Source organism: Streptomyces sp. NBC_00536 (assembly GCF_036346295.1).
In the GTDB taxonomy this organism is placed as follows: domain Bacteria; phylum Actinomycetota; class Actinomycetes; order Streptomycetales; family Streptomycetaceae; genus Streptomyces.
In genome coordinates this window covers 3,899,005-3,924,743 of the sequence record NZ_CP107819.1, presented here as the reverse complement: position 1 = coordinate 3,924,743, position 25,739 = coordinate 3,899,005, and the positions used below count along the sequence as shown (strand labels likewise).

The following is a 25,739-nucleotide window of genomic DNA, read 5'->3' as shown; positions in this document are numbered from 1 at the left end:
CTGGCCTTATGGCAGGTCGAGCGTGGCGCGGTGGACGCGCCAGCGGTCCATCATGGCCAGCATCTCGCCCTGGAGGAACTCGAAGAAGGCCGCCGTCTCGGCGATGCGGGTCCCGGCGGGGGTGTCCGGGCCCAGGCCGGCCGCGCCCTCGCGCAGGGTCTTCTCCCAGAGGGTCAGCACCTGGTCGCGGCGGGTGAAGGTCTCGTACCAGAGCTCGTTGTGCAGGACGTAGCGGTCGCGGCGGGAGCCCGGCTCGCGCTCCCGGCTGACCATGTTGACCTGGGTGAGGTAGCCGACGGCGCCCGACACCGCGGCCGGGCTGATCTGCAGGGCCAGGCTCAGCTCGGCCGAGGTCATCGCACCGCCGTCGCTGGCCAGCAGTGCGGCGAAGACCCGCGAGGCCATGCGCTGCATGCCGGCCTCGGTCAGCTGCGAGGCGAAGCGCTCCACGAAGCGGGAGACCGCTTCCGCGTCGCGCGCCTCGGCCGCGGCCGTCCCGGTTGCCGTCCCGGTTGCCGTCTCGGTCGCCGTCTCGGTTTCCGTCTTCATGTCCGCCACCCTCCCGACTTTACGCGATTTCCAATCTTCACAAAGTTGTGAAAGTAGCGTACCTTCAGAACATGACGAAGGCCATCAGTGTCGCCGGACTCCACAAGTCGTTCGGCCGCACCCACGCACTGGACGGGCTCGACCTCTCGGTCGCGACCGGGGAGGTCCACGGCTTCCTCGGCCCCAACGGCTCCGGGAAGTCCACGACCATCCGGGTCCTGCTGGGTCTGCTGCGCGCGGACTCCGGCACCGCCGAACTCCTCGGCGGCGACCCCTGGGCGGACGCGGTCTCCCTGCACCGCCGCGTCGCCTATGTGCCCGGTGACGTCACGCTGTGGCGCAACCTCTCGGGCGGCGAGGTCATAGACCTGTACGGGCGGTTGCGCGGCGGCCTCGACGAGGGCCGCCGGGCCGACCTGATCGAGCGGTTCGAACTCGACCCGACGAAGAAGGGGCGCACGTACTCCAAGGGCAACCGGCAGAAGGTCGCGCTCGTCGCCGCCTTCGCCGCCGACGTGGACCTCCTGATCCTCGACGAGCCCACCTCCGGCCTCGATCCGCTGATGGAGGAGGTCTTCCAGAGCTGCGTCGCCGACGCCCGCGCCGCCGGACGGACCGTCCTGCTCAGCTCGCACATCCTCAGCGAGGTCGAGACCCTCTGCGACCGGGTCAGCATCATCCGCAAGGGGCGCACGGTGGAGAGCGGCAGCCTCGCCGAGCTGCGCCACCTCACGCGCACCTCGATCACCGCCGAACTCGCCGCCGCCCCCAACGGACTCGCGCACCTGCCCGGGGTGCACGACGTGGAGGTGCGGGGGCTGAGGATCCGTCTGCAGGCCGACACCGACAAGCTGGACGCCGTCCTGCGCGCCCTCGCCGCGTCGGGGGTCCGCTCGCTGACCTCGACCCCGCCGACGCTGGAGGAGCTGTTCCTCCGCCACTACGCGGACGCGGACGCGGACGCGAACGCGAACGCGGACGGGGGTGCGCGATGAGGAACCCGCTCGCCGGAACGGGAGGCCTGCTGCGCCTCGCGCTGCGCCGCGACCGCGTGATGATGCCGGTGTGGATCGCGGTCGTCTCGCTGCTGGTCCTCAGCATGCCCGCCTCGCTGGAGGCGACGTACGGGACGGCGGCCGAGCGGGCCCGGCTGCTCGTCACCATGAATGCCAACGGCTCGCTGCGCGCCCTGTACGGGCCGGTCTTCGGCGATTCGGTCGGCGCCCTGACCGCCTGGAAGGGCGGGGTCTTCGCCGGGCTGTGCGCCGCCGTCATGAGCCTGGTCATCGTGGTCCGGCACACCCGCGAGGAGGAGGAGAGCGGCCGTCAGGAGATGCTCTCCGCCGCCATGGTGGGGCGCGCGGCCCCGCTGACCGCCGCGCTGCTGGCCGCCCTCGTCGCCAACGCGCTCGTCGTGGTCCTGGTGACGGCCGGGCTGGCGGGCCGGGGCGCGGGCGGGGCGCTGGCGCTGGGGGCCGGGCTCGGCGCGACCGGGCTGCTCTTCGCCGTGACCGCTGCGATCGCCGCGCAGCTCACCGAGAGCGCGCGGCTCGCCAGGGGGCTCACGGGTACGGTGCTGGGCGCGGCGTTCGTGCTGCGCGCCGCCGGGGACGCGGGCCGGGCCGCCGGGGGATCGGCGCTGACCTGGGCATCGCCGCTGGGCTGGCTGGAGAACGTACGGCCCTTCGCCCGCGAACGCTGGTGGGTGTTCGGCCTGTTCGCCGGGGCCTGCGCGGTGCTGCTGGTCCTCGTCTACGTCCTGGCCGGGCGCCGGGACCTGGGCATGAGCTTCCTCGCGGCCCGGCCGGGACCGGCGCGCGGGCGGCTCGGCGTGGCCTCGGCGCTCGCGTGGCGGCTCCAGCGGGGCAGCGTGCTGGGGTGGAGCGCCGGGTTCCTCGTGGCCGGTGCGGCCTTCGGCGCGATGACGGACGGCGTGGCCCAACTGGTCGGCGACAACGCGAAGACCCGCGAGATCATCGAGCGGATGGGCGGGCAGAGCGGGATGACCGACGCCTTCCTCGCGGCGATGGCCGGGATGCTGGGCATGGTGGCCGCGCTGTACATCGTCGCGTCGGTGCTGCGGCTCGGCGGCGAGGAGAACGCGCAGCGCGCAGAACCGCTCCTCGCGGGCGCCGTCGGGCGGATCCGCTGGGCGGGCGGGCACCTGGCGATCGCCTTCGGCGGGTCGGCGCTGATCCTGGCCCTGGGCGGGCTCGGGCTGGGCCTCGGGCACGGTCAGGACGTGGGCGCGGCGGTCGGGGCCTGCCTCGCGCAGCTCCCGGCGGTGTGGGTGATCGGGGCGCTGGCCGTGCTGCTGCACGGCGCGCTCCCGCGGTTCGCGGTGGCCGCCTGGGCGGTGGCCGGGGCGGCGCTGGCCCTGGGCTGGGTCGGCCCGGCGCTGAACCTCCCGCAGGCCGCCCTGGACCTCTCGCCCTTCGCGCACCTGCCCCGACTGCCCGGGCCCGAAGCCGTCGAGTGGATACCGGTGCTCGCCCTGACCGGGCTGGCGGCCCTGCTGACGGTGGCGGGCCTGGCCGCACTGCGCCGCCGCGACATGACCGCCTGACGGTGGCGGCGCGCGGTACGGGTGGGCGCGTGCGGGTGGGGCGTGCGGGTGGGGGCCCGGGGGGTCAGCGTGCGCTGCCGAGGTTCCGGTCGGCGTCGGCGCCGTCCAGCATCAGGGTGGTCTCCTCGATGCGGCGGAACCGTCCGTCGGGGGCGAACTCGGCGAAGACGTAGACCTCCATGCGGACGGTGGAGCCGTCCTTCTTGGTGGCGCGGACGGTGTGGCGGTCGGCGTACAGGGTCCCGTCGGTCAGTTCCTCGTGGACCTCGACGCTGCCCCCGGCCAGCACCGTGCGCAGATGGGCGATGTGCGCGACGAACCCGTCGCGGTCGGCCCACGTGCCGTCCGTGCGCTGGCGGTAGTCGGGAGCGAAGTGCCGGTCGACGGCCGTGTGGAGATCGACTTCCGGGGTGAACAGGAGGTCGGCGAGCGCCGCGGCGATGTCCGTGTGGGCGCGGGCGGGGGCGGGGGCGTGGGTGCTGGTGCTGGTGTCGGTGCTGGTCATGCGTGGCCTCCGTCGATGAGGGTCCCCAGCGGGGATGCGTGCGGCGCGCACGCTTATGGAGGGGAGCATACCCGGGCTGCGTGCGCGACGCACGCTATTCTTTGAGGTGTGGAAAACGAGACGGGTCACGAGGTCGCCGACGCCCTGGGCGACCTGCTCAAGCGCACCCTCCGGGCCGGCCTCTACCAAGCGCTGACCGAGAACCTCGGCGAAGCCGTCGACGAGGTCACCTACCCGGTGCTCAGCGGCCTCGCCAGAACGGGCCCGCGCAGCGCCGCCGACCTGGCCGCCGAAGTCGGCCTGGACCGTTCCGGCGTCAGCAGGCGGGCGTCCCGGCTCGAAGCCGCCGGGCTGGTGCGGCGCGAACCGGACCCCGCCGACCGTAGGGCCGTACTCCTGGCCCTCACCGAAGAGGGCGCGCGCACGGTGGAGACCATGCGCCGGCGCCTCGCCGACCGGATCGAGGCCTCGCTGAGTTCCTGGCCCCAGGACGAAGCGCGCTCCTTCGCCCGCCACCTGCGCCGCTTCGTCGACGAGGGCCCCTTCACGCCGTAGCGGTCTGCTCTGGACACCACTTTGGGGTTGACGAGGTGGTGCGGCTGGACCGCTTCGGTCGGTTCAATTTTTGGCAGCGGATCGATACTCTCTCTGCTCAGCCCGCAGGGGGGACGCAGGGGGACGCATGGTGGGACTTCTGGTGGCCCCAGAGCAGTTGGGCGTCCTGACCGTGGTCGTGGCGGGGGCGGCTCTGGTGGTCCGGTTGACGTCACTGCCGCTGTTGTTGCGTGTTCAGGAACGGTTGCGCCAGCGAGCGTCGGCGGCCCGTACCGGGGCCGAGCTGCCGCCGGGGGTCCCTGCGGCGCTCATCGGGGAACTGGCGGTGGGGCTCATTGGCGCCGTCGCCCTGGTGTTGCTGATTTCCTCTCAGCCTGGCTCCAGCTACGGCCTCATGACGGGGCTCATGCAGGCCCTGGCCGCCGCTCAGTACTACGCCAACGATTCAGCGCTCGCCTGGTTCGTCGCTGCCTCGATCGCGACGCCGGTCGTCTGGCTGCTGCTGTGGCTCTGGACGCAGCGCAACCTGCTGACCGCCGTGTCGCCTGCGGGGGCTTGGGCCACGCCCTCGGACCGCCTTCGGCTGGCCGGCCTGTTCGCCCTTCGTGCCGTGCTCGGCCTGTTCGCACCCGCCGGTCTGCTCCTGGCCGCCCTGGTGTTCCAGGTCGTCGCCGTTGTGACGAGCAGCAGGGCCCGGTCCGGTGGCGGCTCCGCCGCCGGACCGCTGGCGCCCGCGCCGCAGCCCGCACAGCCGGCCCGGTACGTGCCGACGCAGGCCGATCGGGGGTTCAGCGCCGGTGCCGCGCCGCAGGTCGCGTACCAGGAACTGCGGCCGCACGAGCCGCGGACGATCGGCGGGTACCACCTGCTCGGGCGCATCGGGGCCGGCGGGATGGGGACGGTGTACCTCGCCCGGCGGGAGGGGGCGGCGACGCAGGTGGCGCTGAAGACCATCAACCCGGAGCTGCTGGACGATGACGACCTGTTGCGCCGTTTCGAGCGCGAGGCGGAGGTGCTGGCCATGGTGTCCGGTGCCTACACCGCCCGGGTGCTCGACTCCGGGGTGGACGCCGGACGCCCTTACCTGGTCATGGAGTTGCTGGACGGGCGGCCCCTCGACGTCCATCTGCGGGAGCAGGGGCCGATCCGTTCCCCCGAGGCGCTGCGGGCCCTGGCGCTGGCGCTGGCTGTCGCGCTGTCCGGGGTGCATCGGCTAGGCCTGGTCCACCGGGACCTCAAGCCCGCCAACATCATGTTGACCACCGCCGGGCCGCGCCTGCTCGATTTCGGCATCGCATCGATCGTGGACGGCACCAGGCTCACCCGCACCGGCGGCGGACCGGGAACCCTGACGTACATGGCGCCGGAGCAGTTCGGCGAGGGGCGCGTCGGCCCGACCGCCGACGTCTGGGCATGGGCGTGCAGCGTGGTGTGCGCGGCCCACGGCAGCAGCCCGTTCGCGGCGACCAGCACGGGAGCCGTGATCCGTCGGATCCTCGACACCGGACCCGAACCGGCCGCGTTGGCGGCGGTACGGTCACTTGACCCAGCTCTCGCGGCAGCCGTCGCCCGTGCGCTGACCGTCGACCCGACGCGCCGCCCGACGGACGGTATGGCGTTGATCGAGCTACTGACGGCCCACCAGAGCCCCCACCACGCCGCCACGGACGCGGCGCCGGCCCTGCGCGACCAGATCACCCAGGGCTGGCGCACGCTGGCGCTCTGACGCGCCGCCGTTCGTCCCTGCCGCGCCCCGCGTGGTCAGTTTCCGGAGAGCTGCTGCCGGACGCACTGCGTGTACTGCCGGAAGCTGTCGGGCTGGTAGCACTCCTGGGTGTGGTCGGCGTACCAGGCCAGGAGGACGGCGGCCAGTACGGACACCACGATCGCGAGGAGCGACATGACCAGGCCGGCGAGGGACATGCCCAGGCCGACGCCGGTCCGGCGGGCCCTCGCCAGGCCGACGGCGCCCAGGACCAGGCCCGCGACGCCGAGCGGGCCGCCGATGAAGACGACCGAGGTCAGCAGGCCGGTGACGCCCAGTACGAGGGCGGCCTCGGCCCGTCCGTTCCTGCCGGCCGCCTTCGATCCGGCCGCGTACGACCCGGCCGCCTCCGGCCCGACCGCCTCCGTCCCGGCCGTCGTGTGACCTGGCAGTGTTCCCGTCCCCTGCGTGTTCATCCGGTTCCTCTCCTCAACTGGGCAGGACACGATGGTGCTTTCGGCGGCCCCGGAGCACATCGCGGGAACGGGGGAAGAAGTGCTCGCTCGATCGGGGGAGGACACCGCCGGACGGGCTGGTCATACTGGCCGATCATGGTCAAAGGAATCCGGTCGCTGCTGAGCGGCTCCACGTACGCGGGTGCGCTGTTCGCCTATTGCGGCGCGCTGGCGAGCATCCCGCTGCTGCCCCTCGCGATGGTGCCGGGGCTGGTGTGGGGAGCCGCTCCCTACGGGGCGAAGGCCGCGCTGACCCTGCTGGTCTGGGCCGCGCTGCTCGGCGCGGTCGGGCTGGCCCGCACCACCCGGCGGGTACTGGTCGCGTGTGCGCGGCGGTTGCTGAGGGTCCCGCTGCCGGATCCGGTGGCCGCGGGGACGTCCCCGAATCCGCCCGGCGCCGACCGCTGGCGCACCCCGCTCTGGCTGCTGCTGCACGTGGCCCTGGGGTGGGCCGGGGCGCTGGTGAGCGGGGTGCTGATCGTCGCGGGCCTGGTGCTGCCGGGGAACTGGCTGGGCGCCGAGGCGGGGGTGAGCCTGTTCGGCTGGTCGGCGCGGGTCGAGGGCGGCTGGGGGAGCTGGGTGGTGGCGTTCGGCTGCCTGCTGCTGGCGGCGTCCGCGTGCGGGGTGGTGACGAGCACGCTGCGCCGGCTCGCGCCGAGGCTCCTGGGCCCGTCGTCGGCCGAACGGCGCGCGCTGGCGGCCGAACGGGAACGGCGGCTGGCCGAACGCAACCGTCTGGCACACGAGTTGCACGACTCGATCGGACACACCCTCACCGCGACCACGATCCAGGCGGCGGTGGCGGGCGAGGTGCTCGCCGCCGACCCGGTGGCGGCGCGGGCCGCCCTGCGCAGCATCGAGGAGTCGGCCCGGGCCGCGCTGGAGGACCTGGACTACGTCCTGGGCGTGCTGCGCGAGGAGAAGGCGGCGACCGCGCCGACCCGGACCCTGGCCGACCTGCCCGAACTGCTGGAACGGCTGCGGCACGCGGGCGCCGTGGTGGAGACGGAGCTGTCGGGCGAACTGGCCCGGGTCCAGGGGACGCTGTCCCGGGCGGCGTACCGGATCCTGCAGGAGGGGCTGACGAACGCGCTGCGGCACGGGGCGGGCGGCCCGGTCGGGGTCAGGGTGGCGGCCACGCCGGACGGCCTGGAGCTGAGCGTCGTCAACCGGACCGGGGCGCCGTCGCCCACGGGTTCGGGGCCGGGCGTCTTCCCGACGTCCGGGCACGGCTTGCCCGGGCTGGCCGAACGCGTGCGGCTGCTGCACGGTGAGATCGAGGTGGGCCAGGACGGGCCGGAGCGCTGGCGGTTGGCGGTCCGGCTGCCGGTACGGGTGTCGGCATGACCGGCTCCGACACGGGCGAAGCCGCCGACGTAAACCCCGACGTAAACCCCGGCATCAACTCGAACGTCACCCCCGGTGCCACCCCTGGCGTCACGCTCCTGATCGCGGACGACGACGAGGTGACCCGCGGCGGGCTGCGCCTGCTGCTCGGGGCGCGGCCCGGGATCACGGTGGTCGGCGAGGCCGCCGACGGCGTCGAGGCGGTCGAGCGGGCGCTGCTGCTGCGGCCGGACGTGGTCCTGATGGACGTACGGATGCCGCGTCGCAACGGGATCGACGCGACCCGGCACCTCCTCGCCGAGTCGGCCGAACCGCCGAAGGTCGTGGTGATCACCACCTTCGAGAACGACGGCTACGTCACCGCCGCGCTCAGCGCCGGGGCCAGCGGCTTCGTGCTCAAGCGGCGCCCGGTCCAGGAGATCGCGGAGGCGGTACGGGTGGTGGCGGCGGGCGAGGCGATCCTCTTCCCGGCGGCCCTGCGCCGGATGGTCGGCGCCCGCCCGCTCGGTTCCGCCGAGGCGCTGCCGAAGGCGGCGCTGACGGGGCGGGAGGAGGAGGTGCTGCGGGCGATGGCCACCGGGCGGTCCAACCCGGAGATCGCCACGGCGCTCACGGTGACCCTGGAGACGGTGAAGACGCACGTCGGGAACGTGCTGGCCAAGCTCGGCGCGCAGAACCGGACCCACGCGGTGGTGATCGCGTACGAGTCCGGCCTGGTGGTCCCGGGCTTCGCCACCTGACGCCTGACGCCTGACGCCTGACGCGTGACGGGCGTGGTGGGCGCGGCGGGCGCGGCGGGTCAGCCGATCGGGAAGGTGGCGCCCGGCGCGGCGTACTCGACGGGGCCGGGGTAGCGGGCCGCGGCGCGGCTCACGGCCTGCCGCGGGGTGAGGGAGCGGCCCACATGGGTGACGATCAAGCGGCCGGCGCGGGCCGCGACAGCCGTGTCGCCGGTGTCCTCGGGGGTGTGGTGGACCTGATCGCCCTCGGCGGGGCGCTCCGCGCTCTCGGCCTCGCACAGCAGGACGTCGCACCCCTCGGCGAGGCTCGTGAGGGCGGCGCACGGCGCCGTGTCCCCGGAGTAGACCAGCGATCCGCCCGCGGCCTCGACGCGCAGGGCGAAGGCCGGGATGCCGTGTGCCACCGCCCGGCTGGTCAGCGTGAGCGCGCCCACGCGCGCCCGGTGCCCGTCGTGCAGTTCGTGCACGTCGAAGGCCGACTCGACCGGGCTGCGGGTCGCGGAGTTGGTCAGGTAGTGGGCCAGCCGGTCCGCGATGCCCCGCGGCCCGTACAGGGGGATCGGCTTCGCGAGCCGTATGTCCGCGAAGAGCAGACCGTAGTAGGCGGTCAGCAGGTCCGCGCTGTGATCGGCGTGCAGGTGCGAGATCCAGATCGCGTCCACCTCGTCCAGCCGGACGTGCCGTTGCAACTGCGCCAGCGTTCCGGTGCCCGCGTCCACCCACAGCCGGGTACCGCCGCCGGACACCAGATAGCCGGAGCACGGATTGTCGACGCTCGGATACGGGGTCGCGCAGCCCAGAACGGTCAGACGGAGCGGGTCATCGATCATCCGCGGAGTCTAGAACGCCCGCATCCACCCGCTCAGGGGCACACGGGCTCAGGCGCACTCGACGAGCAGCTCCCGCAGGCCCCGGATCACATAGCCGTCCCGCCACCGGGGCTCGCGCACGAGGCGCAGGGGCGGAACCGCGGGATCGAGCAACGCGCCGAAGGAGGCCGTGAGTTCCAGCCGGGCGAGCGGTGCGCCCAGGCAGTAGTGGATCCCGGCCCCGAAGGACAGGTGCGGATTGTCCGTCCGTACGAGGTCCAGCTCGTCGGGGTGCGCGAAGCGGGCCGGGTCGCGATTGGCGGAGCCGAAGAGCAGCGCGACCTCGGAGCCGCGCGGGATGACCGTGTCCCCGACCCGGATGTCGTCGAGCACCCAGCGCTCGAACAGCTGGAGCGGGGTGTCGTACCGCATGAGTTCATCCACAGCTGTGGACAACTTTTCGGGGCCGCCGGTCCGGAGCCGTTCGAGCGCGGCCGGATGGCGCAGCAGCGCCCACCAGCCGTTGGTGGTGGTGTTGACGGTGGCCTCGTGGCCCGCGTTGAGCAGCAGGACACACGTGGAGATCATCTCCTGTTCGCTGAGCCTGCCGCCCCCCTCGTCGTCGTGCGCGGCGATCAGCGCCGAGATCAGGTCCGGGCCGGGGGAGGCGCGGCGCTCGGCGATCAGGCCGCGCAGGTACGCGCTGAACTCCAGGCTCGCCCGGACCGCCCGCGCCGCACTCTCGGGGCCGGGCCGCAGTTCGTACATCCCGCAGATGTCCGCCGACCACGGCCGCAGCGGCCCCCGGTCCGCCTCCGGGATCCCGAGCAGCTCGGCGATCACCGCCACCGGCAGCGGTTCGGCGACGGCGGTGAGCAGGTCCCCGCCGCCCTCCGCGACGAACCGGGCGGTCAGCTCCCGGGCGAGGCGCTCCACGGCGGGCGCGAGCCGCTCCACGGTGCGCGGGGTGAACGCCTTCGCGACGAGCCGCCGCACCCGCGCGTGCGCGGGGTCCTCCAGGTCCAGCAGGCCGTTGCCGTTGAGGACGTGGAACGGCTCGTGCTCCGCTGGTGGAGCCTCGCGCCCGAACTCCTCGTGGCTGAACCGGTGCAGGTACGTCCGCCCCAGCCGCCGGTCCCGCAGCAGCGCGCTCACATCCGCGTGGTGCGGGATCAGCCACTGCCCGGTGGCCTCGCACCACACCGCCCGGCCTCGCTCACGCAACTCCCGGTAGGCGGGGTACGGATCGGCGACGAAGGCGGCGTCCCACGGATCGAAGTCCATCCCCTCACCTTAGGCAGCGCCACCGCCCTACGAGGGGGAGACCAGGCGGGTCTCATACGCGTAGACAGCGGCCTGGGTGCGGTCCCGCAGACCCAACTTGACCAGGATCCGGCTGACATGGGTCTTGATCGTGGACTCCGCGACCACCAGGCGGTCGGCTATCTCCGCATTGGACAGCCCCTGGGCGATCAGGATCAGCACCTCCGTCTCCCGCTCCGTCAGCTCCTCCACCATTCCCGGATCCGCCACCCGGGGCGTCTGCGCGAGCTTCGCGAACTCCACGATCAGCCGCTTGGTCACCGACGGCGCCAGCAGCGCCTCGCCGGACGACACCACCCGCACCCCGTCGGCCAGTTGCCGGGCGGACGCGTCCTTGAGCAGGAACCCCGAGGCTCCGGCCCGCAGCGCCTGGTACACGTATTCATCGAGGTCGAAGGTCGTCAGCACCAGCACCTTCGCGTCCGCGTCCGCCGCCACGATCTGCCGCGTCGCCTCCAGGCCGTTCATCACCGGCATCCGGATGTCCATCAGCACCACGTCCGGCCGCAGCTCGGCCACCCGCTCCACGGCCTCACGGCCGTCGACCGCCTCCCCGACCACCTCGATGCCCGGCATCGCGCCCAGCAGGACGGAGAAGCCCTCCCGAACCATCATCTGATCGTCCACGATCAGCACCCGGATGCTCATGCCGCGTCCTCGGCGGGCCGGTTGCGCACCGGTATGAACACGGCCACCTCATACCCGCCGTCCGCTGTGCTCCCCGCCGTCATCTCCCCCTCCAGCATGGCCACCCGCTCCCGCATCCCGGTGATCCCGTGCCCCGCGCCCGGCGACGGCCGGACGTGCCCGGTCCCCGCGCCATTGACGATCCGCACGCCGACCCCGCCCAGGACATACGACACCTCGACCTCGGCCGCCGCACCCGGCGCGTGCCGCAGGGTGTTGCTCAGCGCCTCCTGGACGATCCGGTACGCCGACAGCTCCACCCCCTGGGGCAGCTCGCGCACCGAGCCCGTCACCGTCTTCTCCACCGTCATCCCGGCCTCCCGCACATTGCCCAGCAGCCCGTCCAGCGAGGCCAGCGTCGGCTGCGGGGCGTCCGGCGCCTCATAGTCCGCGGACCGCACCACCCCCAGCACCCGCCGCAGCTCCGTGAGCGCCGCCACCGCGTTCTCCCGGATGGTGACGAAGGCCGCCTCCAGCTCCGGCGGCGGATTCTCCACCCGGTAGGGCGCGGCCTCCGCCTGGATCGCCACCACCGACATGTGGTGCGCCACCACGTCGTGCAGCTCGCGGGCGATCGTCGTCCGCTCCTCCAGCAGCGTCCGCCGGTCCCGCTCGACCGCCGTGACCTCCTGCTGCGCCGAGACCTCCTGGGCGGCCGTCGTCCGGATGTGGCGGACGCTGACCGCCAGCAGGATCAATGCCGACAGGAAAACCATGGGCATGGTGCCGACCGAATGACCACGGCCCAGGAGCACGCTCAGGGCGACCCCGGCCCCTGTGTTGACCGCCCACATCCAGCCCGCCACCCGGGGTCCGGTCCGGATCGCCACGATGGTCAGCACGGCCAGGTGCGCGAAGAAGGAACCCGGCGACCACGGCCAGAGCGTCCCGCCCCCATTGAGCGAGGCCAGGACCGCAATGACCGCCAGCTCGGCCCAGAACGCCCCGACCGGCCGCACCAGCGTCATCACCACCGGAGTGGCGGCCATCAGCCCGAACACCAGGATCCGCAGCGGAGACTCGAAGCCGTCGCCGCGCCCCCCGTTGAACACGACGAACAGCGCGACCACGATCACCACCGCATGCGGGGCGAAGGCGGCCTCCCGCCGGATCCGCTGGGGAAGCCGGCGTATCAGTGGACTGTCCACGCGCAACGGCATGAGCGGTCGGTAGGCGAGGGCATCCGTGAACAGGTCCCGGCGCAGGCTCTGCAAAAAGCCCGACGCCAGCCGGATCTCAGGGGTCCGGGGGGCTGCCCCGGTGGTCGTCTCGGTCACATACAAACCGTAGGCTGCCGACCCCCTGGTCCGCGTCGCCGCTGATGGGGACTTATCAAGCTCCCCCTCAAGTACTACCCCGGTGACGTCAGTACCCCGTCGGACGGACCAGACCCGTCTCGTACGCGAAGACGGCGGCCTGGGTCCGGTCCCGCAGGCCCAGCTTCACCAGGATCCGGCTCACATGGGTCTTCACGGTCTGCTCGGCCACGATCAGGTGCGCGGCGATCTCCCCGTTGGACAGCCCCTGGGCGATCAGCGACAGCACCTCCGTCTCCCGCTCGGTCAGCTCCGCGATCCGCTCCTTCGAGGGGGCTCGCGGGGCCCCCATCCGGGAGAACTCCGTGATCAGCCGCTTCGTGATGTTCGGCGAGAGCAGTGCCTCCCCGGCCGCGACCACCCGCACCGCCTCGGCCAGCTGGTCGGCGGACGCGTCCTTGAGCATGAACCCGGAGGCCCCCGCCCGCAGCGCCTCATACACGTATTCGTCGAGGTCGAAGGTGGTCAGCACCAGCACCTTGACGGTGGATCCCGGCGCGGACGTGATGGCCGCGGTGGCCTCGATCCCGCCCATGCCAGGCATCCGGATGTCCATCAGGATCACGTCCGGACCGAGTTCGGCGACCTTGTCGATGGCCTCGGCGCCATCGACCGCCTGGCCGACGACCTCGATGTCCGGCTGCGCGTTGAGCAGCACGGTGAAGCCCTGCCGCACCATCATCTGATCGTCGGCGATCATGACCCGGATCGGGGTGCTCATCGGTCTCGGTCCCTACTCTCCTCGGCGAGGGCGTCGGCCGGCGGATCCAGCGGGAGCACCACGCTCACCTCATACCCGCCGCCGGGCCGTGGTCCGGCGGCCAGGTCACCGCCCAGCATGCCCGCCCGCTCCCGCATGCCCAGCAGCCCGTGCCCCGCGCCCGGCGAGGGCGAGGCCGACCGGGTCGGGGCGGAGTTGGCGACGCACAGGTGCAGACTATGCGGCCCGTACACCAGGCCCACCTCCACCCGGGAACCGGGCGCATGGCGCAGGCAGTTGCTCAGGGCTTCCTGCACCACCCGGTACGCGGTCAGTTCGAGCCCCGGCGACAGCGGCCGCCGTATGCCCGCGACCTCCGTGGTGACCTCCATCCCGGCGGCCCGCACATTGGCGACGAGCGCGTCGAGTTCGGCCAGTGTCGGCTGCGGGTGGTGCGGATTCGCCGGATCGTCCGGATGCTCCGAGCGCAGCACGCCCAGCACCCGGCGCAGTTCGGTCAGGGCCTCCAGCGCATTGCCCCGGATGCCCGCCAGGTTCTCCTTCAGCTCCTCGGACGGATTCTCCGCGAGGTGCACGGCGACCTGGGCCTGGATGGAGATGACCGACATGTGGTGGGCGACGACGTCGTGCAGCTCGCGGGCGATCCGGCTGCGCTCCTCCAGCAGCGTGCGCTGCGCCCGCTCCGCCTCAGTGAGGGTCTCCTGCTCCACCAGCCGCCCCCGGGCCAGCCGCACCGCGCGCAGCGAGTACCCCAGCACTCCGGTGACCCCGAGGACCAGCACGGCCTCGGTGAGGGTGGACTGGCCCGGCGGCGGGCGGAAACCCAGCTCGCCGACCAGGCTGAGGACGAGGGTGGTGGTGACGACGCCCACGGTCACGCGGGGCGGCACGCGCAGGGCGACCAGCAGCACCACCGGGGCGAAGGCGAACACCCCGATGGGGATCCACGGCCAGGGCTGTCCCAGCATGACGGTCGGGTGGATCTCGACGGCGATGGCCACCGCCGCGCCCAGCGCCAGCCACCAGCCCAGCATCGGCCAGCACATCGCCACCACGATGGAGACGCTGGTCAGCACGCCCAGCAGGATGGCGAGGGTGCGGTCCACCTGGTAGTGCCCATTGACCTGGGCGGTGACCACCGAGCCGAACAGGGCCGCCACATAGCCGATCAGCAGATGCGGCAGCCAGGCCAGCCAGCGCGGCCGGGACAGCTTCGGCAGCGGATCCCAGCGGGCGGTGAGCAGGTCCTCCCGCAGGGTCCGCAGCATGGCGCGGACCTTCGGGGGGCGGCTGCCCGCGGTGTCGGTCGGCTCTTTCACGAGGCTCACCCTAGGCATGGGTGGGGGTCTTCGCGGGAGTGGCTCCGGTGCCGCCGGTGCGCACGATGCGCGAGGTGCCGGTCGGGCGCTTCTTGCGGCCGCCCTGTTCGAACGTGCGGAACGCGGCCCAGCAGATCAGCAGGGCGGCCCCGAACACCGGCAGCCACATCAGCCGGGCCCCCATCCAGGACAGCGAGTCCGGGACGGTGTGCAGACCCGGCAGGTCCACCCCGCTGAGCAGGCCCAGGGCGGTGACGGACATCATCGCGCTCTGGTGCCACAGGAAGATCGTCATCGCGGACAGGTTGACCAGGGCCACCGAGGCCCAGGCGCCCGGCTTGCGCATGACCCGCGCCAGCGGCTCCCGAAGCAGCAGCGCCAGCGCGCACTGGGCCAGACCGAAGGTGACCGCGGCCAGCGTCGGCGGGTTCAGGTTCGACACCGCGGCCCCCGGAACACCCACCATCGACGCCGGGTACCCACCCCAGATGACCAGGGCGGCCGTGGCCGCGACCCCGCCGGCCAGCATCAGCACGGCCGGGGTGCGCCGGGCGAACGCGCCCCGCGCCCAGGCGGCCCCCAGGGTGTACGGCACGAGCCACCCGGCCAGCACGTTCACCCAGCCGATCCAGGCGGGCCCGTCCAGGGCGAACCGCCACACGTCCACCACCGCGACGACGGCCAGCGGCCACAACGGGCTCAGCCGGGCCACCAGCGGAGTCAGCGCCGTCAGTCCGGCGAACACCAGCAGGAACCACATCGGGGACAGCACCAGCTTCACCAGCCCCCGCACCGTGCCGTATTCGACCCCGGCGGCCAGCATCGCGCCCGCCACGACCGTCCACACCACGAGGACCGCGGCGACCGGCCGGAACAGCCGCGCGAGCCGCCGCCCGATCCACTCCCCGTACGACACCCCGGTCGCCCGGGCCGTCGCATAACTCAGGGCCCCCACATGGCCGCCGACCAGGAAGAAGACGGCCAGCGTCTGGAGCACCCACGACATCGGCGCGAGCCACGGCATGGCGGACAGCGGACTGCTGGCGCTGAGCCCGCCCTTTGCGGTGTTCAGCGAGGTGACCAGCCAGTGCCCCAGGACCACCCCGAGGATGGCGAAGGCACGCAGCGCGTCCACGGTCCGGTCCCGGTCGGCGGGGGTGGCGCGGTCGATGCGGCGGGCCAGTCCGGCCCAGCGGTCACGAAGCTCATGCATGGGAGGCCTCCGTGGGGGCGGTCGTGCCCAGAACGATCCGGGCGAGGCTGTCGAGGGAGGTCGTGCCGGGCCGGAGGTAGTCGCTGTGCCCACCCGTCCCGGCGGCGAAGGCCCGGGCGCCGAACGCCGGGTCCACGGGATCCGCGCCGAAGCCGATCCCGCCGATGCGCACATGCGGCACGTTCGCGATCCAGTCGTCGCTGCCGCGCCCCGCCCACACCCGGGCGCTGGTGGGCAGTTCGGCGGCCGTGTCGGCGCCGGTGCCCGGGCTGCCGAACAGCGCCATGTCGGTGACCCGTGGTCCCGTTTCGGTCCGGGCGCAGACGACCGAACCGTAGGAGTGGCAGAGCAGCGACAGGTGCGCGCCGTCCCCGCTCAGGCGCCGCAACCGCTCCAGGAACGGGGCGAGTTCGCGCGCGCCGGCATCGGCGCGGTCCGCCGTCAGGACGGTGGTGCTGACCGTGCCGGGGGTGTCGTACCCGAGCCAGGCGACCACGGCGGAGCGCGGATGCTCGGCCTGGAGGCGCTGCTGCAGGGCGAGAGCCCCGGCACGGAACCTCTGGTAGGTGTCGAGGGTGGTGTCGGACCCGGGGACGAGGACCGCGATCCGGTCCGCCGTCGCCAGATCGCCCAGCACCTCGACGGCCCGCCCGGTCCCCCGCCCGTCGAAGGACAGGAACCGGGCCGTCCCGCCCGCCGTCATGGCCCGCAGCTTCGCGGCCCGCTCCACACGCCCGGCGTCCGCCGCCATGCGGGCCGCCTCGCCGAGGTTGGCGAGGTTGGCGGCGTACCGCTCGGGGGCGCTCGCGCTCTCGGAGAAGTGAACGGCGGCCGGGGCGGGGACATCCGGGGAGGCGGCGGCGGACACGGGGAAGACGATCGCCGTGGCGATCAGCCCGGCGAGCAGCGTGCGGCGCAGTCGTGCGGGGCGGCTGTTCGCGCTGGGCGGCATGTCGGTCGTCCTTCGGTCCAGAGGGGCGTTCTCTCTGGTACCGAAGTTATGGATCAAGGCCCGTCGTCAGCGTCCCGCCAGGGAGGGGGGTTTCCGCGTAGCTCTCAGGTATGACATGGGTGACACGGTGGGTGGGCTACTCCGCGACCAGCGGTTCCACGTACCCGGCGCGCCAGCGCGGCGCCGGGTCCTGGCCCGGGCTGGTCCAGTACTCCCGCGCCTCGACGATCTCCCCGGCCCGTACCGTCCACAGGGACACGGCACGGTACACGACGTGCTCCTGCGGGATTTCGACCTCGGTGACGACGAAGTCCCCGTCGGCGAGGATCCGCAGCACCTCCACGGACCGCTCGTCCCCGTCCGCGTCCGTGACGCCGTCGCTGTTCACGGCGATGAAATTGGCGCGCCCGACGATCCGCTCCCCGCTGACCGGCCACTCGATGACCGCGTCGTGCGCGATCAGCTCGCCGACCCCGTCCCAGTCGCGTGCCTCGATCCGCTCCCACAGTTCTGCAACTACGTTCAACGGCTCCATGTGCGGCAGTGTGCGACGCCTGTGAACTGGGCAACAAGCATTACTTGCAGGCTTATTGACTTCGACATAATCCCGGCCGGGTCCCGTCAGATGATCGGTGGTGTGCCCGGTCTCCCAGTCCGCGTAGGTGCCGTAAACCCGGACAGGTTGCCGAGGCGCGCCCCCCAGCCCCATACAGACCGCCGATATCCCCTCCCACCTGCGCACTTCTAGCCTGACCGCATGACCCCTCATGTCCCGCACGCCGCTCCCCACGCCGTGTCCGCCGACCCGGGCGCCGGTGCGGCCGTCAAGGCCGCCGACCGCGCCCACGTCTTCCACTCCTGGTCCGCCCAGGCCCTGATCGACCCGCTCGCCGTCGCAGGGGCCGAGGGGTCGTACTTCTGGGACTACGAGGGCAAGCACTACCTCGACTTCGCCTCCCAGCTGGTGAACACCAACATCGGCCACCAGCACCCGAAGGTGGTCGCCGCGATCCAGGAGCAGGCCGCCCGGCTGTGCACCCTGGCCCCCGGTTTCGCCGTGGACGTCCGCTCCGAGGCGGCCCGGCTGATCGCCGAGCGCACCCCCGGTGACCTGGACAAGATCTTCTTCACCAACGGCGGCGCCGAGGCCGTCGAGAACGCCGTCCGGATGGCCCGGCTGCACACCGGCCGCCAGAAGGTCATGTCGGCGTACCGCTCGTACCACGGCGCCACCGCCGCCGCGATCAACCTGACCGGCGACCCGCGCCGCTGGCCCTCCGACACCGCCTCGGCCGGTGTCGTGCACTTCTGGGGCCCCTACCTCTACCGCTCGGCCTTCCACGCGGAGACCGAGGAGCAGGAGTGCGAGCGCGCGCTGCGCCACCTCGCCGACACCATCGCCTTCGAGGGCCCGCAGTCCATCGCGGCGGTCATCCTCGAATCGGTGCCGGGCACGGCCGGGATCATGACCCCGCCGCCGGGGTACCTCGCCGGGGTCCGTGCCCTCTGCGACCGCTACGGGATCGTCTTCATCCTGGACGAGGTCATGTCCGGCTTCGGCCGCACCGGCAGGTGGTTCGCCGCCGATCACTGGGACGTCACCCCCGACCTGCTCTGCTTCGCCAAGGGCGTCAACAGCGGCTACGTACCGCTCGGAGGCGTGGCCATCTCCGGCGCGATCGCCGAGACCTTCGCCACGCGCCCCTACCCGGGCGGACTGACGTATTCCGGCCACCCGCTCGCCTGCGCCGCCGCCGTCGCCACCATCATCACCATGGCGGAGGAGGGGGTCGTCGAGCACGCCGCGCACCTGGGCGAGAACGTGATCGGCCCGGCGCTCGCCGAGATCGCCGAGCGCCACCCCTCGGTCGGCGAGGTCCGCGGTCTGGGCACCTTCTGGGCGCTGGAGCTCGTACGGGACAAGGAGACGCGCGAGCCGCTCGTCCCCTACAACGCGGCGGGCGCCGACAACGCGCCGATGGCCGAGTTCGCCGCGGCCTGCAAGGCGTCCGGTCTGTGGCCTTTTGTCAACATGAACCGCACCCATGTCGTCCCGCCGTGCACCATTTCGGAGGCCGAGGCGAAGGAGGGTCTGGCCCTGCTCGACGAGGCCCTCACGGTCGCGGACCGGCACGCCGTATCCGCGTGACGACCACCTCGTATCCGGATAGCGGTCACCCGGTATCCGCATAACGACCGCAGAGTGATCACACAGTGCCCGGCCGCGGCGCCGCCGCCTGGCCTAAGGTGTCCGGAGTTCTATGAAGGAGACGGACCCCTATGCCAGGCAGCGGCGCTGTCACCCGCAACACACTTCGCCAGCAGATCGCGGACGCGCTGCGTGACGAGGTGCTCGCGGGACGCCTGCCGCCGGGCACCGAGTTCACCGTCAAGCAGATCGCCGAGCAGTACGGGGTTTCGGCCACGCCCGTGCGCGAAGCGCTGGTGGACCTCTCCGCGCAGGGGCTGCTGGACTCCGTACAGCACCGCGGGTTCCGGGTGCGGATCTTCTCCGTGGACGATTTCCGCGGCATGGTCGAGGCCCGCACGCTGATAGTGGACGGGATATTCCGCCGTCTCGTCGAGCGCGGTACGGCGCCCGGCTCGGGGGAGATGCTGGTGTCGGTGCGGCGGCGGGCGGAGGAGGCCCGGCGGGCCGCGCTGAGCGGCTCCCTGGAGGTGCTCATCGGCTACGACCTCCGCTTCTGGAGGGAGCTGAGCGCTCTGGTGGGCAACGTCTACATCTCGGAGTTCCTGCACCGCATCCGCGTGCAGTGCTGGGTCTTCGCCGTGCCCTACCTGCAACGGGAGCCGGAACTGCACGCGACGCTGTGGAGCGGCCACAACGAACTCGTCGAGGCGGTGACCCTGGCCGACGCGAACGAGGTGCGCCGCCTGGTGCACGCCTACAACCAGCACGGCCTGGACTGGGCCTCCGAGCTGACGGCGGCGGGCGCGTGAGCGCGCCCAGCGAACGCCTCGATGAGCGTACGGGCGCCACCTGGCCGCCGCCGGTCCGCCTCAGCGTGATCCTGCGGACCGGCGGCGCCCCGGCGGCCCGCACCGCCCCGCTCCTGGCCCGGCTGCGCGCGGACCTCGACGCCCGGGCCGCGTCCTGGCCCGGCGGCGGCGCCTGGGAACTGCTGGTCGTGACCCCGGAGGAAGCCCTTCCGCAAGCCCCGGCCGACCCGCAAGCCCCCGACGCCCAGGACGCCCCCCAGCCCCACGCCGACCCCCGCGTCCGGACCGCCCCCACCCTGCGCGCGGCGGTCCGTGCCTCCACCGGGCGCCGGATCCTGTTCACGGACACCGCCCACGCGGCCACCGGCCTGCACGGCCTCGACCGCCTCCAGGGCGACCTGGACGACCTGGACCACGCGCCGGGCACCACCGCGATGGTCTCCGGCCGCCACCGCGGCCCCCTGGTCCGCGCCCTCGGCATCCCCGGCCCGCCCGGCTTCCGCGCCGACACCCTCGCCTTCGCCCTCTTCGACGGCGGCCGGGCCCGCGCCGCCTTCGCCGCCTCGGCCCTCGACGGCCCGGCCGTCGACGCCGAGGTGCTGCGCTGGTGCCGGGCACAGGGCTGGGCGACCGTCGAGCGGCCGGTGGAGCGGACCGAGCGGGAGCACCGGCCGGTCAGGGAACCACGGCGCGGTGACCGGATGCTCGGTCTCCGCTTCCGCGAGCTGTTCCGGCTGAACGCGGGCGGCCTCGCCGTCGCCGCCTTCTTCGTCGCCCTCTCGTTCCTGCTCTTCCACCGCCTCTGGCTCGACCTCGACGGCGCCTACCTGCGGGACGCCCTCCAGGACCAGAACCAGTGGGAGTGGTTCGTCGGCGTCACCACCGACAACATCACCCACCTGCGCAATCCGCTGTTCACCACCGCCCAGGGCATGCCCGACGGCGTGAACCTGATGGCCAACGCGACGATGCTCGGCCTCACCGTCCCGCTGATCCCGGTCACCCTCGCCTTCGGCGCGACCGTCACCTTCGTGCTGGTCCTCACCCTCGGCATGGCCGCCTCCGGCTGGACCTGGTACTGGCTGATCCGCCGCCGGCTGGTGCGCTCCCGCTGGGCCGCCGCCTCGGGCGGCGCGGTCGCCGCCTTCGCGCCGCCGATGATCTCGCACGCCAACGGCCACCCGAACTTCGTCGTCCTGTTCATGATCCCGCTGATCATCGACCGGGCGCTGCGCCTGTGCGACGGCTCCGACGGGGGCCGCGCGGTGGTGCGCGACGGGGTGCTGCTCGGCCTGTTCGCGACGTACCAGATCTTCATCGGCGAGGAGCCGCTGCTGATCACCGCGCTCGGCCTGGTCGTCTTCGCCCTCGCCTGCCTGGTGGTCGACCGCGAGCGGGTCCGCGAGGCCTGGCGCCCGCTGGGTCTCGGTGTGGCCATCGCGCTGGCCGTCTGCCTGCCGCTGGTGATCTACCCGCTGTACTGGCAGTTCTCCGGTCCGCAGAGCTACCACTCGGTGCTGCACGGGGACAACGCGGGGAACAGCCCGCGCGCCCTGATCGAGTTCGCGGGCCGCTCGCTCTTCGGCGACCCGGAGACCGCGGGCAGGCTGTCCCTGAACACCACCGAGCAGAACGCCTTCTACGGCTGGCCGCTGCTCGCCTTCGGCGCGATCGTCTGCGTCTGGATGTGGCGCAGCCGCCTCGTGCGGGCGCTCGCGGTCACCGGTGTCGTGGCGGCCGTCCTGTCGCTGGGCCCGCTGATCCCGGTCCCGCGCACGGACCTGACGCTGCCCGGCCCGTGGCGCTGGATCATCAAGCTGCCGCTCTTCGAGTCGGTCATCGAGGGGCGCGTGGCGATGGTGTGCGCCCCGGTCCTCGGCATCCTGCTCGCCCTCGCGCTGGACCGGATCACGGCGGCGCCCGCGCGCGAGCACCGCCGCCTCGGCCTGCTCGCGGTGGCCGCCGTCCTCCTCCCGGTGCTGCCGCTGCCGCTCGCGGTCCGGGACCGGGCCCCGGTGCCGGTCTTCATCACCTCCGGCGCCTGGAAGGACTACGTCAAGGACGGCGAATCGCTCGTCGCCGTGCCGCTGCCCGACCCGGGCCTGGCCGACGCGCTGCGCTGGCAGGTCAAGGCCGACTTCGGCTTCAAGCTGGCCGGGGGCTACTACAACGGACCGTGGGGCCCCGACCGGATCGGCATCTACGGCGCGCCCCCGCGCCACCTGTCGAACCTGCTGCGGGACGTCCGCTACGGCGCCGAGCCGCCCGCGGTCGGCCCGGAATGGCAGGCGCAGGCCCGCCGGGACCTGTCGTACTGGAAGGCGGGCGCGGTCGTCGTCCCGGAGCAGGACCGCTCCGCGGAACTGGTCCGCACCCTGACGGATCTGCTGGGGACCCCGCCCCGGAAGGTGCGCGACGTCTGGGTCTGGCGGGTGGGCCGGAACTAACCCGGAGACCCACAGGAGACCCGTTCCGGGAGCAGACCTTTACCGACCCCTTCGCGGAGGGTGTCCGGCGCACTACGCTGGGCCGATCGGCGGACAACGACCGGACGGAGCCCGCGTGGCCTGTGACCTGTGGCTGGTCCCCCTTGTCGACGTGCTGTGCCACAGCCCCGACAATCCCTTCGCGGAAGAGATCGCCTCGTACGACAAGGCGCTGGGCGAGGCCGGACTGCCGTCCGTGCCCGTCTTCGCCTACATGCCCGGGCTGTCGGGGGACGTGGCCCCGGTGGCCGGGTTCGACTACGACGCCCTGCACTTCCTGCGCCGCGCCTACCTGCTGCAGCTCTGCGGGCTGCCGGTGACCCCGGTGGACGAGCTGGGCGGCGACTACGAGCAGCTGCTGGAGATGTTCGAGTCCACGGCCCAGCAGTCCCACCTGGTGTGGCACTACGACCACGCCGGGGCGTACGTACCGGTGGACTTCGCGGTGCCGCTGGCCAACGAGGAGCTGCTGGCCGGGGGCGGGCCGCTGGGCTCCGCGCAGGGCCTGCTGCGGGAGCTGGCGTTCGTGGGGCCCGCGATCGGCATCGACCCGGGGAACCCGCCGGCGCCGCCCGCGCCGCCGGGACGGCCGACCTCGCTGGAGGAGCCGGCGGGGCCGATCCCGTACGACGACAGTCCCTTCGCCCGCGAGCGGCACGTGTGGCTGGGGCTGCACGCCGCGGCGACGCGGAGCCTGGGCCAGGGCTCGATGATCATCTTCAGCTGAGCCGCCGGTCGGCGCCTTCCGGGCGGGGCCGGACGCCCCGCCCGGGTTCACCTCGGCTGCTCCGGGGGCCGCTGGCGCGGCATGTTCGGGCGGGTCCCCGGGGGGAGCGGGAAGCGGGCCGGCGGTACGCCCGCTTCGGCGCGGCTGCCGGGGACGCCCAGGGACTGCATGACCAGGGGCGCCGGACCCGAGCGGAACTCCACCATCCAGTCCGCGGTCTCGGAGCGGACCAGATCCGTGACGTCCTCCTGGAAGCGCCGCAGTACGGACAGACAGCGGTCCGCGGCCTCGCTGGCGGTGCCCTCGGTCGGGCCGAGCACCTCGCGCACGTTCTCCGACGCCCAGTCGAACTGGAGCGTCTGGAGTCTTCGCTGGACCGCCTGCGCCGTCGCCACGTCCCGCATCCACCCGGACGTCAGCCCGAAGAACCGGTCGCAGGCCAGGCAGGCCGCGGCCAGCAGCAGCGAGAGGTACCCGTACGCCGCCAGCCCCGGCGTGGACCCGGTCAGCTCCAGCAGCGGCATCGCGGCCCCGGCGAGCGCGCCGACGGCGGCCCCGGCCCGCAGGATCCGGGCCCCGCGCCGCTTCCGGGCGCGGTCGGACAGGTACCACCCGGCGGTGCGCAGCGCATCGGCCTCGACCCGCCGGTACAGCTCGTCGAGCCGTTCGGCGGGCTCGCCCCAGTCCCCGAGGGGGAAGGGCCGGCCGGTCAGATCGCCCGCGGCGGCCATCGGTCCGCCGTCTTCCTCCCGGGGATCCCGGGGTGGCCCCTCGGGCTGCATCTCCGGCTGGCTCACCCGGCACTCCCTCTGCCTGCGCTGACGTGTGGTGGTGCGCGTGTGCGCAATGGTGCGCATGCCCTTCCTACCTCCGAACGGCGGGTGGTGGGCGACGAATCCCGGGATTTCCGCCCGCAAGGGGGCCTTGATCAGGTACGTGCACGCCTCACGCTCACTCGAAAGAGTTGGTCTTCACGGCGTAGGGCGCGCCGCCCGGGGAGCACGTAGGCTCGGTTTCACCCGTAGCAGTCCGACGTATGGAGTGAGTGACCAGTGATCCCCGGCGGTGGCCAGCCCAACATGCAGCAGCTGCTCCAGCAGGCCCAGAAGATGCAGCAGGACCTCGCCGCGGCCCAGGAAGAGCTGGCCCGTACCGAGGTCGACGGCCAGGCGGGCGGGGGTCTGGTCAAGGCCACGGTGACCGGTTCAGGTGAGCTGCGTGCGCTGGTGATCGACCCGAAGGCCGTGGACCCGGAGGACACCGAGACCCTCGCCGACCTGGTGGTCGCGGCGGTCCAGGCGGCCAACGAGAACGCGCAGGCGCTCCAGCAGCAGAAGCTGGGCCCGCTGGCCCAGGGCCTGGGCGGCGGCAGCGGCATCCCCGGTCTCCCGTTCTAGTACCGAACCGCGGAAGACCCGGTAACGAACTCCAGAAGATCCAGAGAGAGAAGGCAGTCCGTTGTACGAAGGCGTGGTCCAGGACCTGATCGACGAACTGGGCAGGCTGCCCGGCGTCGGGCCCAAGAGCGCGCAGCGGATCGCCTTCCACATCCTGCAGGCCGAGCCCACCGACGTCCGCCGCCTCGCGCACGCGCTGCTGGAGGTCAAGGACAAGGTCCGGTTCTGCGCGGTGTGCGGGAACGTGGCGCAGGAGGAGCGGTGCAACATCTGCCGCGACCCGCGCCGGGACCTGACCGTGATCTGTGTGGTCGAGGAGTCGAAGGACGTCGTCGCGATCGAGCGGACGCGTGAGTTCCGGGGCCGGTACCACGTCCTGGGCGGCGCGATCAGCCCGATCGAGGGCGTCGGACCGGACGACCTGAGCATCCGCGAGCTGCTGGCGCGCCTCGCGGACGGGGCGGTGACCGAGCTGATCCTCGCCACCGACCCGAACCTGGAGGGCGAGGCGACGGCGACGTACCTCGCCCGGATGATCAAGCCCATGGGCCTCAAGGTCACCCGCCTGGCCAGCGGGCTCCCCGTCGGGGGAGACTTGGAGTACGCGGACGAGGTCACGCTCGGGCGGGCCTTTGAAGGAAGGCGACTTCTCGATGTCTGACGCAACGCTGCACGCCCTGGGCCAGGATCCGGACGACTTCGCCGTCCAGATCTCCGACCAGATCGAGTCCTTCATCGTCGCGGTCACCGAGGTGGCCAAGGGCGAGGACCCGGACAGCGCCGTGCCGTTCCTCCTGCTGGAGGTCTCCCAGCTGCTGCTGGCGGGCGGCCGGCTGGGGGCGTACCAGGACGTCGTGCCCGACGAGCGCTACGAGCCGGACATCGGGCCCGAGCCGGGCGTGGACGAGCTGCGCGAGCGGTTCGCGCTGATGCTGGACCCGGTCGACGTGTACTCCGAGGTCTTCGACCCCTACGAGCCGCGCAAGGCGCCGGTCGCGCACCGGATCTCCGACGACCTGGCCGACGTGGTCGCGGACCTGCGGCACGGGCTGGCGCACTACCGGGCGGGCCGCACCACCGAGGCGCTGTGGTGGTGGCAGTTCTCGTACTTCTCCAACTGGGGATCGACGGCCTCGGCCACCCTGCGGGCCCTGCAGTCGCTCGTCGCGCACGTCCGCCTCGACCAGCCCCTGCAGGAGCTGGACGGTCTGGACACGGACGAGGACCTGGCCGAGGACGACCTCGCGGAGCAGGCCGGGCTGGTGATGGCACAGGAGATCGCGGGTCCGCTGGGGCTGCGCAAGAAGTAGCGCCGGACGCGTGGAGGACGTAGCGCCGGAATCATG

General features: G+C 72.9%; 26 protein-coding genes. 13 read left to right on the top strand and 13 right to left on the bottom strand.

What is annotated here, in order from left to right; genetic code table 11:
• Positions 1-6: 6 nt before the first annotated feature.
• Positions 7-549: a GbsR/MarR family transcriptional regulator gene (locus OHS33_RS17070; protein ID WP_330331268.1), complete on the bottom strand. Its 543-nt coding sequence runs from the start codon at positions 547-549 to the stop codon at positions 7-9.
• 71 nt (positions 550-620) lie between these two features.
• On the opposite strand from OHS33_RS17070, the gene OHS33_RS17065 reads away from it, so the two are divergent.
• Positions 621-1,544, top strand: a complete 924-nt coding sequence (locus OHS33_RS17065; protein WP_330331267.1) for an ABC transporter ATP-binding protein — start codon at positions 621-623, stop codon at positions 1,542-1,544.
• Entirely contained in the window at positions 1,541-3,115 is a 1,575-nt protein-coding gene (locus tag OHS33_RS17060) for an ABC transporter permease (RefSeq protein ID WP_330331266.1), read from the top strand. The genes OHS33_RS17065 and OHS33_RS17060 overlap by 4 nt, the downstream gene beginning before the upstream one ends.
• 64 nt (positions 3,116-3,179) lie before the next feature.
• Here the strand turns inward: OHS33_RS17060 and OHS33_RS17055 are convergent, their stop codons facing one another.
• The gene (locus tag OHS33_RS17055) at positions 3,180-3,620 is read right to left on the bottom strand and encodes a nuclear transport factor 2 family protein (protein ID WP_330331265.1); all 441 of its coding nucleotides are present in this window, start codon (positions 3,618-3,620) and stop codon (positions 3,180-3,182) included.
• Positions 3,621-3,728: 108 nt separating this feature from the next.
• Here OHS33_RS17055 and OHS33_RS17050 point away from each other — a divergent pair, with 108 nt between their 5' ends.
• Positions 3,729-4,175 (top strand): MarR family winged helix-turn-helix transcriptional regulator, encoded by a 447-nt coding sequence (locus tag OHS33_RS17050; RefSeq protein ID WP_330331264.1) that lies wholly within the window; start codon positions 3,729-3,731, stop codon positions 4,173-4,175.
• A 127-nt stretch (positions 4,176-4,302) separates the two neighbouring features.
• Positions 4,303-5,901, top strand: a complete 1,599-nt coding sequence (locus OHS33_RS17045; RefSeq protein ID WP_330331263.1) for a serine/threonine-protein kinase — start codon at positions 4,303-4,305, stop codon at positions 5,899-5,901.
• A 35-nt stretch (positions 5,902-5,936) separates the two neighbouring features.
• Here OHS33_RS17045 and OHS33_RS17040 read toward each other — a convergent pair whose 3' ends face one another.
• Positions 5,937-6,356 (bottom strand): DUF4190 domain-containing protein, encoded by a 420-nt coding sequence (locus OHS33_RS17040; protein ID WP_330331262.1) that lies wholly within the window; start codon positions 6,354-6,356, stop codon positions 5,937-5,939.
• Between the two features lie 135 nt (positions 6,357-6,491).
• Here OHS33_RS17040 and OHS33_RS17035 point away from each other — a divergent pair, with 135 nt between their 5' ends.
• On the top strand, positions 6,492-7,742 hold the full coding sequence (locus OHS33_RS17035) for a sensor histidine kinase (RefSeq protein ID WP_330331261.1): 1,251 nt from the start codon (positions 6,492-6,494) through the stop codon (positions 7,740-7,742).
• Complete coding sequence (locus OHS33_RS17030) at positions 7,739-8,482, top strand: response regulator transcription factor (protein WP_330331260.1); 744 nt, start codon at positions 7,739-7,741, stop codon at positions 8,480-8,482. The genes OHS33_RS17035 and OHS33_RS17030 overlap by 4 nt, the downstream gene beginning before the upstream one ends.
• A 59-nt stretch (positions 8,483-8,541) precedes the next feature.
• Here OHS33_RS17030 and OHS33_RS17025 read toward each other — a convergent pair whose 3' ends face one another.
• The 9 genes from OHS33_RS17025 to OHS33_RS16985 form a co-directional block, all read right to left on the bottom strand.
• On the bottom strand, positions 8,542-9,312 hold the full coding sequence (locus OHS33_RS17025) for an MBL fold metallo-hydrolase (RefSeq protein WP_330331259.1): 771 nt from the start codon (positions 9,310-9,312) through the stop codon (positions 8,542-8,544).
• A gap of 48 nt (positions 9,313-9,360) precedes the next feature.
• Positions 9,361-10,575: a cytochrome P450 gene (locus OHS33_RS17020; RefSeq protein WP_330331258.1), complete on the bottom strand. Its 1,215-nt coding sequence runs from the start codon at positions 10,573-10,575 to the stop codon at positions 9,361-9,363.
• A 27-nt stretch (positions 10,576-10,602) separates the two neighbouring features.
• Positions 10,603-11,262, bottom strand: a complete 660-nt coding sequence (locus OHS33_RS17015) for a response regulator transcription factor (protein ID WP_330331257.1) — start codon at positions 11,260-11,262, stop codon at positions 10,603-10,605.
• On the bottom strand, positions 11,259-12,578 hold the full coding sequence (locus tag OHS33_RS17010) for a sensor histidine kinase (RefSeq protein ID WP_330331256.1): 1,320 nt from the start codon (positions 12,576-12,578) through the stop codon (positions 11,259-11,261). The genes OHS33_RS17015 and OHS33_RS17010 overlap by 4 nt, the downstream gene beginning before the upstream one ends.
• A gap of 88 nt (positions 12,579-12,666) precedes the next feature.
• A complete protein-coding gene (locus tag OHS33_RS17005; protein ID WP_330331255.1) occupies positions 12,667-13,338 on the bottom strand; it encodes a response regulator transcription factor in 672 nt (223 codons plus the stop codon).
• Positions 13,335-14,657, bottom strand: a complete 1,323-nt coding sequence (locus tag OHS33_RS17000) for a sensor histidine kinase (RefSeq protein ID WP_330331254.1) — start codon at positions 14,655-14,657, stop codon at positions 13,335-13,337. The genes OHS33_RS17005 and OHS33_RS17000 overlap by 4 nt, the downstream gene beginning before the upstream one ends.
• Before the next feature lie 10 nt (positions 14,658-14,667).
• The gene (locus tag OHS33_RS16995; RefSeq protein WP_330331253.1) at positions 14,668-15,870 is read right to left on the bottom strand and encodes an acyltransferase family protein; all 1,203 of its coding nucleotides are present in this window, start codon (positions 15,868-15,870) and stop codon (positions 14,668-14,670) included.
• Positions 15,863-16,822: an alpha/beta hydrolase gene (locus tag OHS33_RS16990; protein ID WP_330331252.1), complete on the bottom strand. Its 960-nt coding sequence runs from the start codon at positions 16,820-16,822 to the stop codon at positions 15,863-15,865. Before OHS33_RS16990 ends, OHS33_RS16995 begins: the two co-directional genes overlap by 8 nt.
• Positions 16,823-16,958: 136 nt before the next feature.
• On the bottom strand, positions 16,959-17,357 hold the full coding sequence (locus OHS33_RS16985; protein WP_330331251.1) for a nuclear transport factor 2 family protein: 399 nt from the start codon (positions 17,355-17,357) through the stop codon (positions 16,959-16,961).
• Between the two features lie 222 nt (positions 17,358-17,579).
• Here OHS33_RS16985 and OHS33_RS16980 point away from each other — a divergent pair, with 222 nt between their 5' ends.
• From OHS33_RS16980 to OHS33_RS16965, 4 genes are all read left to right on the top strand, one after another.
• Positions 17,580-18,971: an aspartate aminotransferase family protein gene (locus tag OHS33_RS16980; RefSeq protein ID WP_330331250.1), complete on the top strand. Its 1,392-nt coding sequence runs from the start codon at positions 17,580-17,582 to the stop codon at positions 18,969-18,971.
• 131 nt (positions 18,972-19,102) lie between these two features.
• Positions 19,103-19,783 (top strand): GntR family transcriptional regulator, encoded by a 681-nt coding sequence (locus tag OHS33_RS16975; protein ID WP_330331249.1) that lies wholly within the window; start codon positions 19,103-19,105, stop codon positions 19,781-19,783.
• Positions 19,780-22,230, top strand: a complete 2,451-nt coding sequence (locus OHS33_RS16970) for a glycosyltransferase family 2 protein (protein WP_330331248.1) — start codon at positions 19,780-19,782, stop codon at positions 22,228-22,230. Before OHS33_RS16975 ends, OHS33_RS16970 begins: the two co-directional genes overlap by 4 nt.
• A 115-nt stretch (positions 22,231-22,345) precedes the next feature.
• On the top strand, positions 22,346-22,996 hold the full coding sequence (locus OHS33_RS16965; RefSeq protein WP_330331247.1) for a hypothetical protein: 651 nt from the start codon (positions 22,346-22,348) through the stop codon (positions 22,994-22,996).
• A 47-nt stretch (positions 22,997-23,043) separates the two neighbouring features.
• Here OHS33_RS16965 and OHS33_RS16960 read toward each other — a convergent pair whose 3' ends face one another.
• Positions 23,044-23,793 (bottom strand): SLATT domain-containing protein, encoded by a 750-nt coding sequence (locus OHS33_RS16960; protein WP_330331246.1) that lies wholly within the window; start codon positions 23,791-23,793, stop codon positions 23,044-23,046.
• Between the two features lie 255 nt (positions 23,794-24,048).
• Between OHS33_RS16960 and OHS33_RS16955 the strand changes: the two genes are divergently transcribed.
• The 3 genes from OHS33_RS16955 (at position 24,049) to OHS33_RS16945 (ending at position 25,703) form a co-directional block, all read left to right on the top strand.
• On the top strand, positions 24,049-24,393 hold the full coding sequence (locus OHS33_RS16955; RefSeq protein WP_330331245.1) for a YbaB/EbfC family nucleoid-associated protein: 345 nt from the start codon (positions 24,049-24,051) through the stop codon (positions 24,391-24,393).
• Positions 24,394-24,454: 61 nt separating this feature from the next.
• Positions 24,455-25,054 (top strand): recombination mediator RecR, encoded by a 600-nt coding sequence (gene recR, locus OHS33_RS16950; protein WP_330331244.1) that lies wholly within the window; start codon positions 24,455-24,457, stop codon positions 25,052-25,054.
• On the top strand, positions 25,047-25,703 hold the full coding sequence (locus tag OHS33_RS16945; RefSeq protein WP_330331243.1) for a DUF5063 domain-containing protein: 657 nt from the start codon (positions 25,047-25,049) through the stop codon (positions 25,701-25,703). Before recR ends, OHS33_RS16945 begins: the two co-directional genes overlap by 8 nt.
• The last annotated feature ends 36 nt before the right edge of the window (positions 25,704-25,739 follow it).

Bases quoted from the DNA above. Each gene is read 5' to 3' on its own strand.
- OHS33_RS17045 (WP_330331263.1), top strand. From the start codon at position 4,303: ATGGTGGGACTTCTGGTGGCCCCAGAGCAGTTGGGCGTCCTGACCGTG.
- OHS33_RS17070 (WP_330331268.1), bottom strand. From the start codon at position 549: ATGAAGACGGAAACCGAGACGGCGACCGAGACGGCAACCGGGACGGCA.
- OHS33_RS16990 (WP_330331252.1), bottom strand. From the start codon at position 16,822: ATGCCGCCCAGCGCGAACAGCCGCCCCGCACGACTGCGCCGCACGCTG.
- OHS33_RS17005 (WP_330331255.1), bottom strand. From the start codon at position 13,338: ATGAGCACCCCGATCCGGGTCATGATCGCCGACGATCAGATGATGGTG.
- OHS33_RS17040 (WP_330331262.1), bottom strand. From the start codon at position 6,356: ATGAACACGCAGGGGACGGGAACACTGCCAGGTCACACGACGGCCGGG.
- OHS33_RS16980 (WP_330331250.1), top strand. From the start codon at position 17,580: ATGACCCCTCATGTCCCGCACGCCGCTCCCCACGCCGTGTCCGCCGAC.
- OHS33_RS16985 (WP_330331251.1), bottom strand. From the start codon at position 17,357: ATGGAGCCGTTGAACGTAGTTGCAGAACTGTGGGAGCGGATCGAGGCA.
- OHS33_RS17015 (WP_330331257.1), bottom strand. From the start codon at position 11,262: ATGAGCATCCGGGTGCTGATCGTGGACGATCAGATGATGGTTCGGGAG.
- OHS33_RS16945 (WP_330331243.1), top strand. From the start codon at position 25,047: ATGTCTGACGCAACGCTGCACGCCCTGGGCCAGGATCCGGACGACTTC.
- OHS33_RS17030 (WP_330331260.1), top strand. From the start codon at position 7,739: ATGACCGGCTCCGACACGGGCGAAGCCGCCGACGTAAACCCCGACGTA.
- OHS33_RS16975 (WP_330331249.1), top strand. From the start codon at position 19,103: ATGCCAGGCAGCGGCGCTGTCACCCGCAACACACTTCGCCAGCAGATC.
- OHS33_RS17035 (WP_330331261.1), top strand. From the start codon at position 6,492: ATGGTCAAAGGAATCCGGTCGCTGCTGAGCGGCTCCACGTACGCGGGT.
- OHS33_RS17065 (WP_330331267.1), top strand. From the start codon at position 621: ATGACGAAGGCCATCAGTGTCGCCGGACTCCACAAGTCGTTCGGCCGC.
- OHS33_RS17060 (WP_330331266.1), top strand. From the start codon at position 1,541: ATGAGGAACCCGCTCGCCGGAACGGGAGGCCTGCTGCGCCTCGCGCTG.
- OHS33_RS17055 (WP_330331265.1), bottom strand. From the start codon at position 3,620: ATGACCAGCACCGACACCAGCACCAGCACCCACGCCCCCGCCCCCGCC.
- OHS33_RS17020 (WP_330331258.1), bottom strand. From the start codon at position 10,575: ATGGACTTCGATCCGTGGGACGCCGCCTTCGTCGCCGATCCGTACCCC.
- OHS33_RS17025 (WP_330331259.1), bottom strand. From the start codon at position 9,312: ATGATCGATGACCCGCTCCGTCTGACCGTTCTGGGCTGCGCGACCCCG.
- OHS33_RS16995 (WP_330331253.1), bottom strand. From the start codon at position 15,870: ATGCATGAGCTTCGTGACCGCTGGGCCGGACTGGCCCGCCGCATCGAC.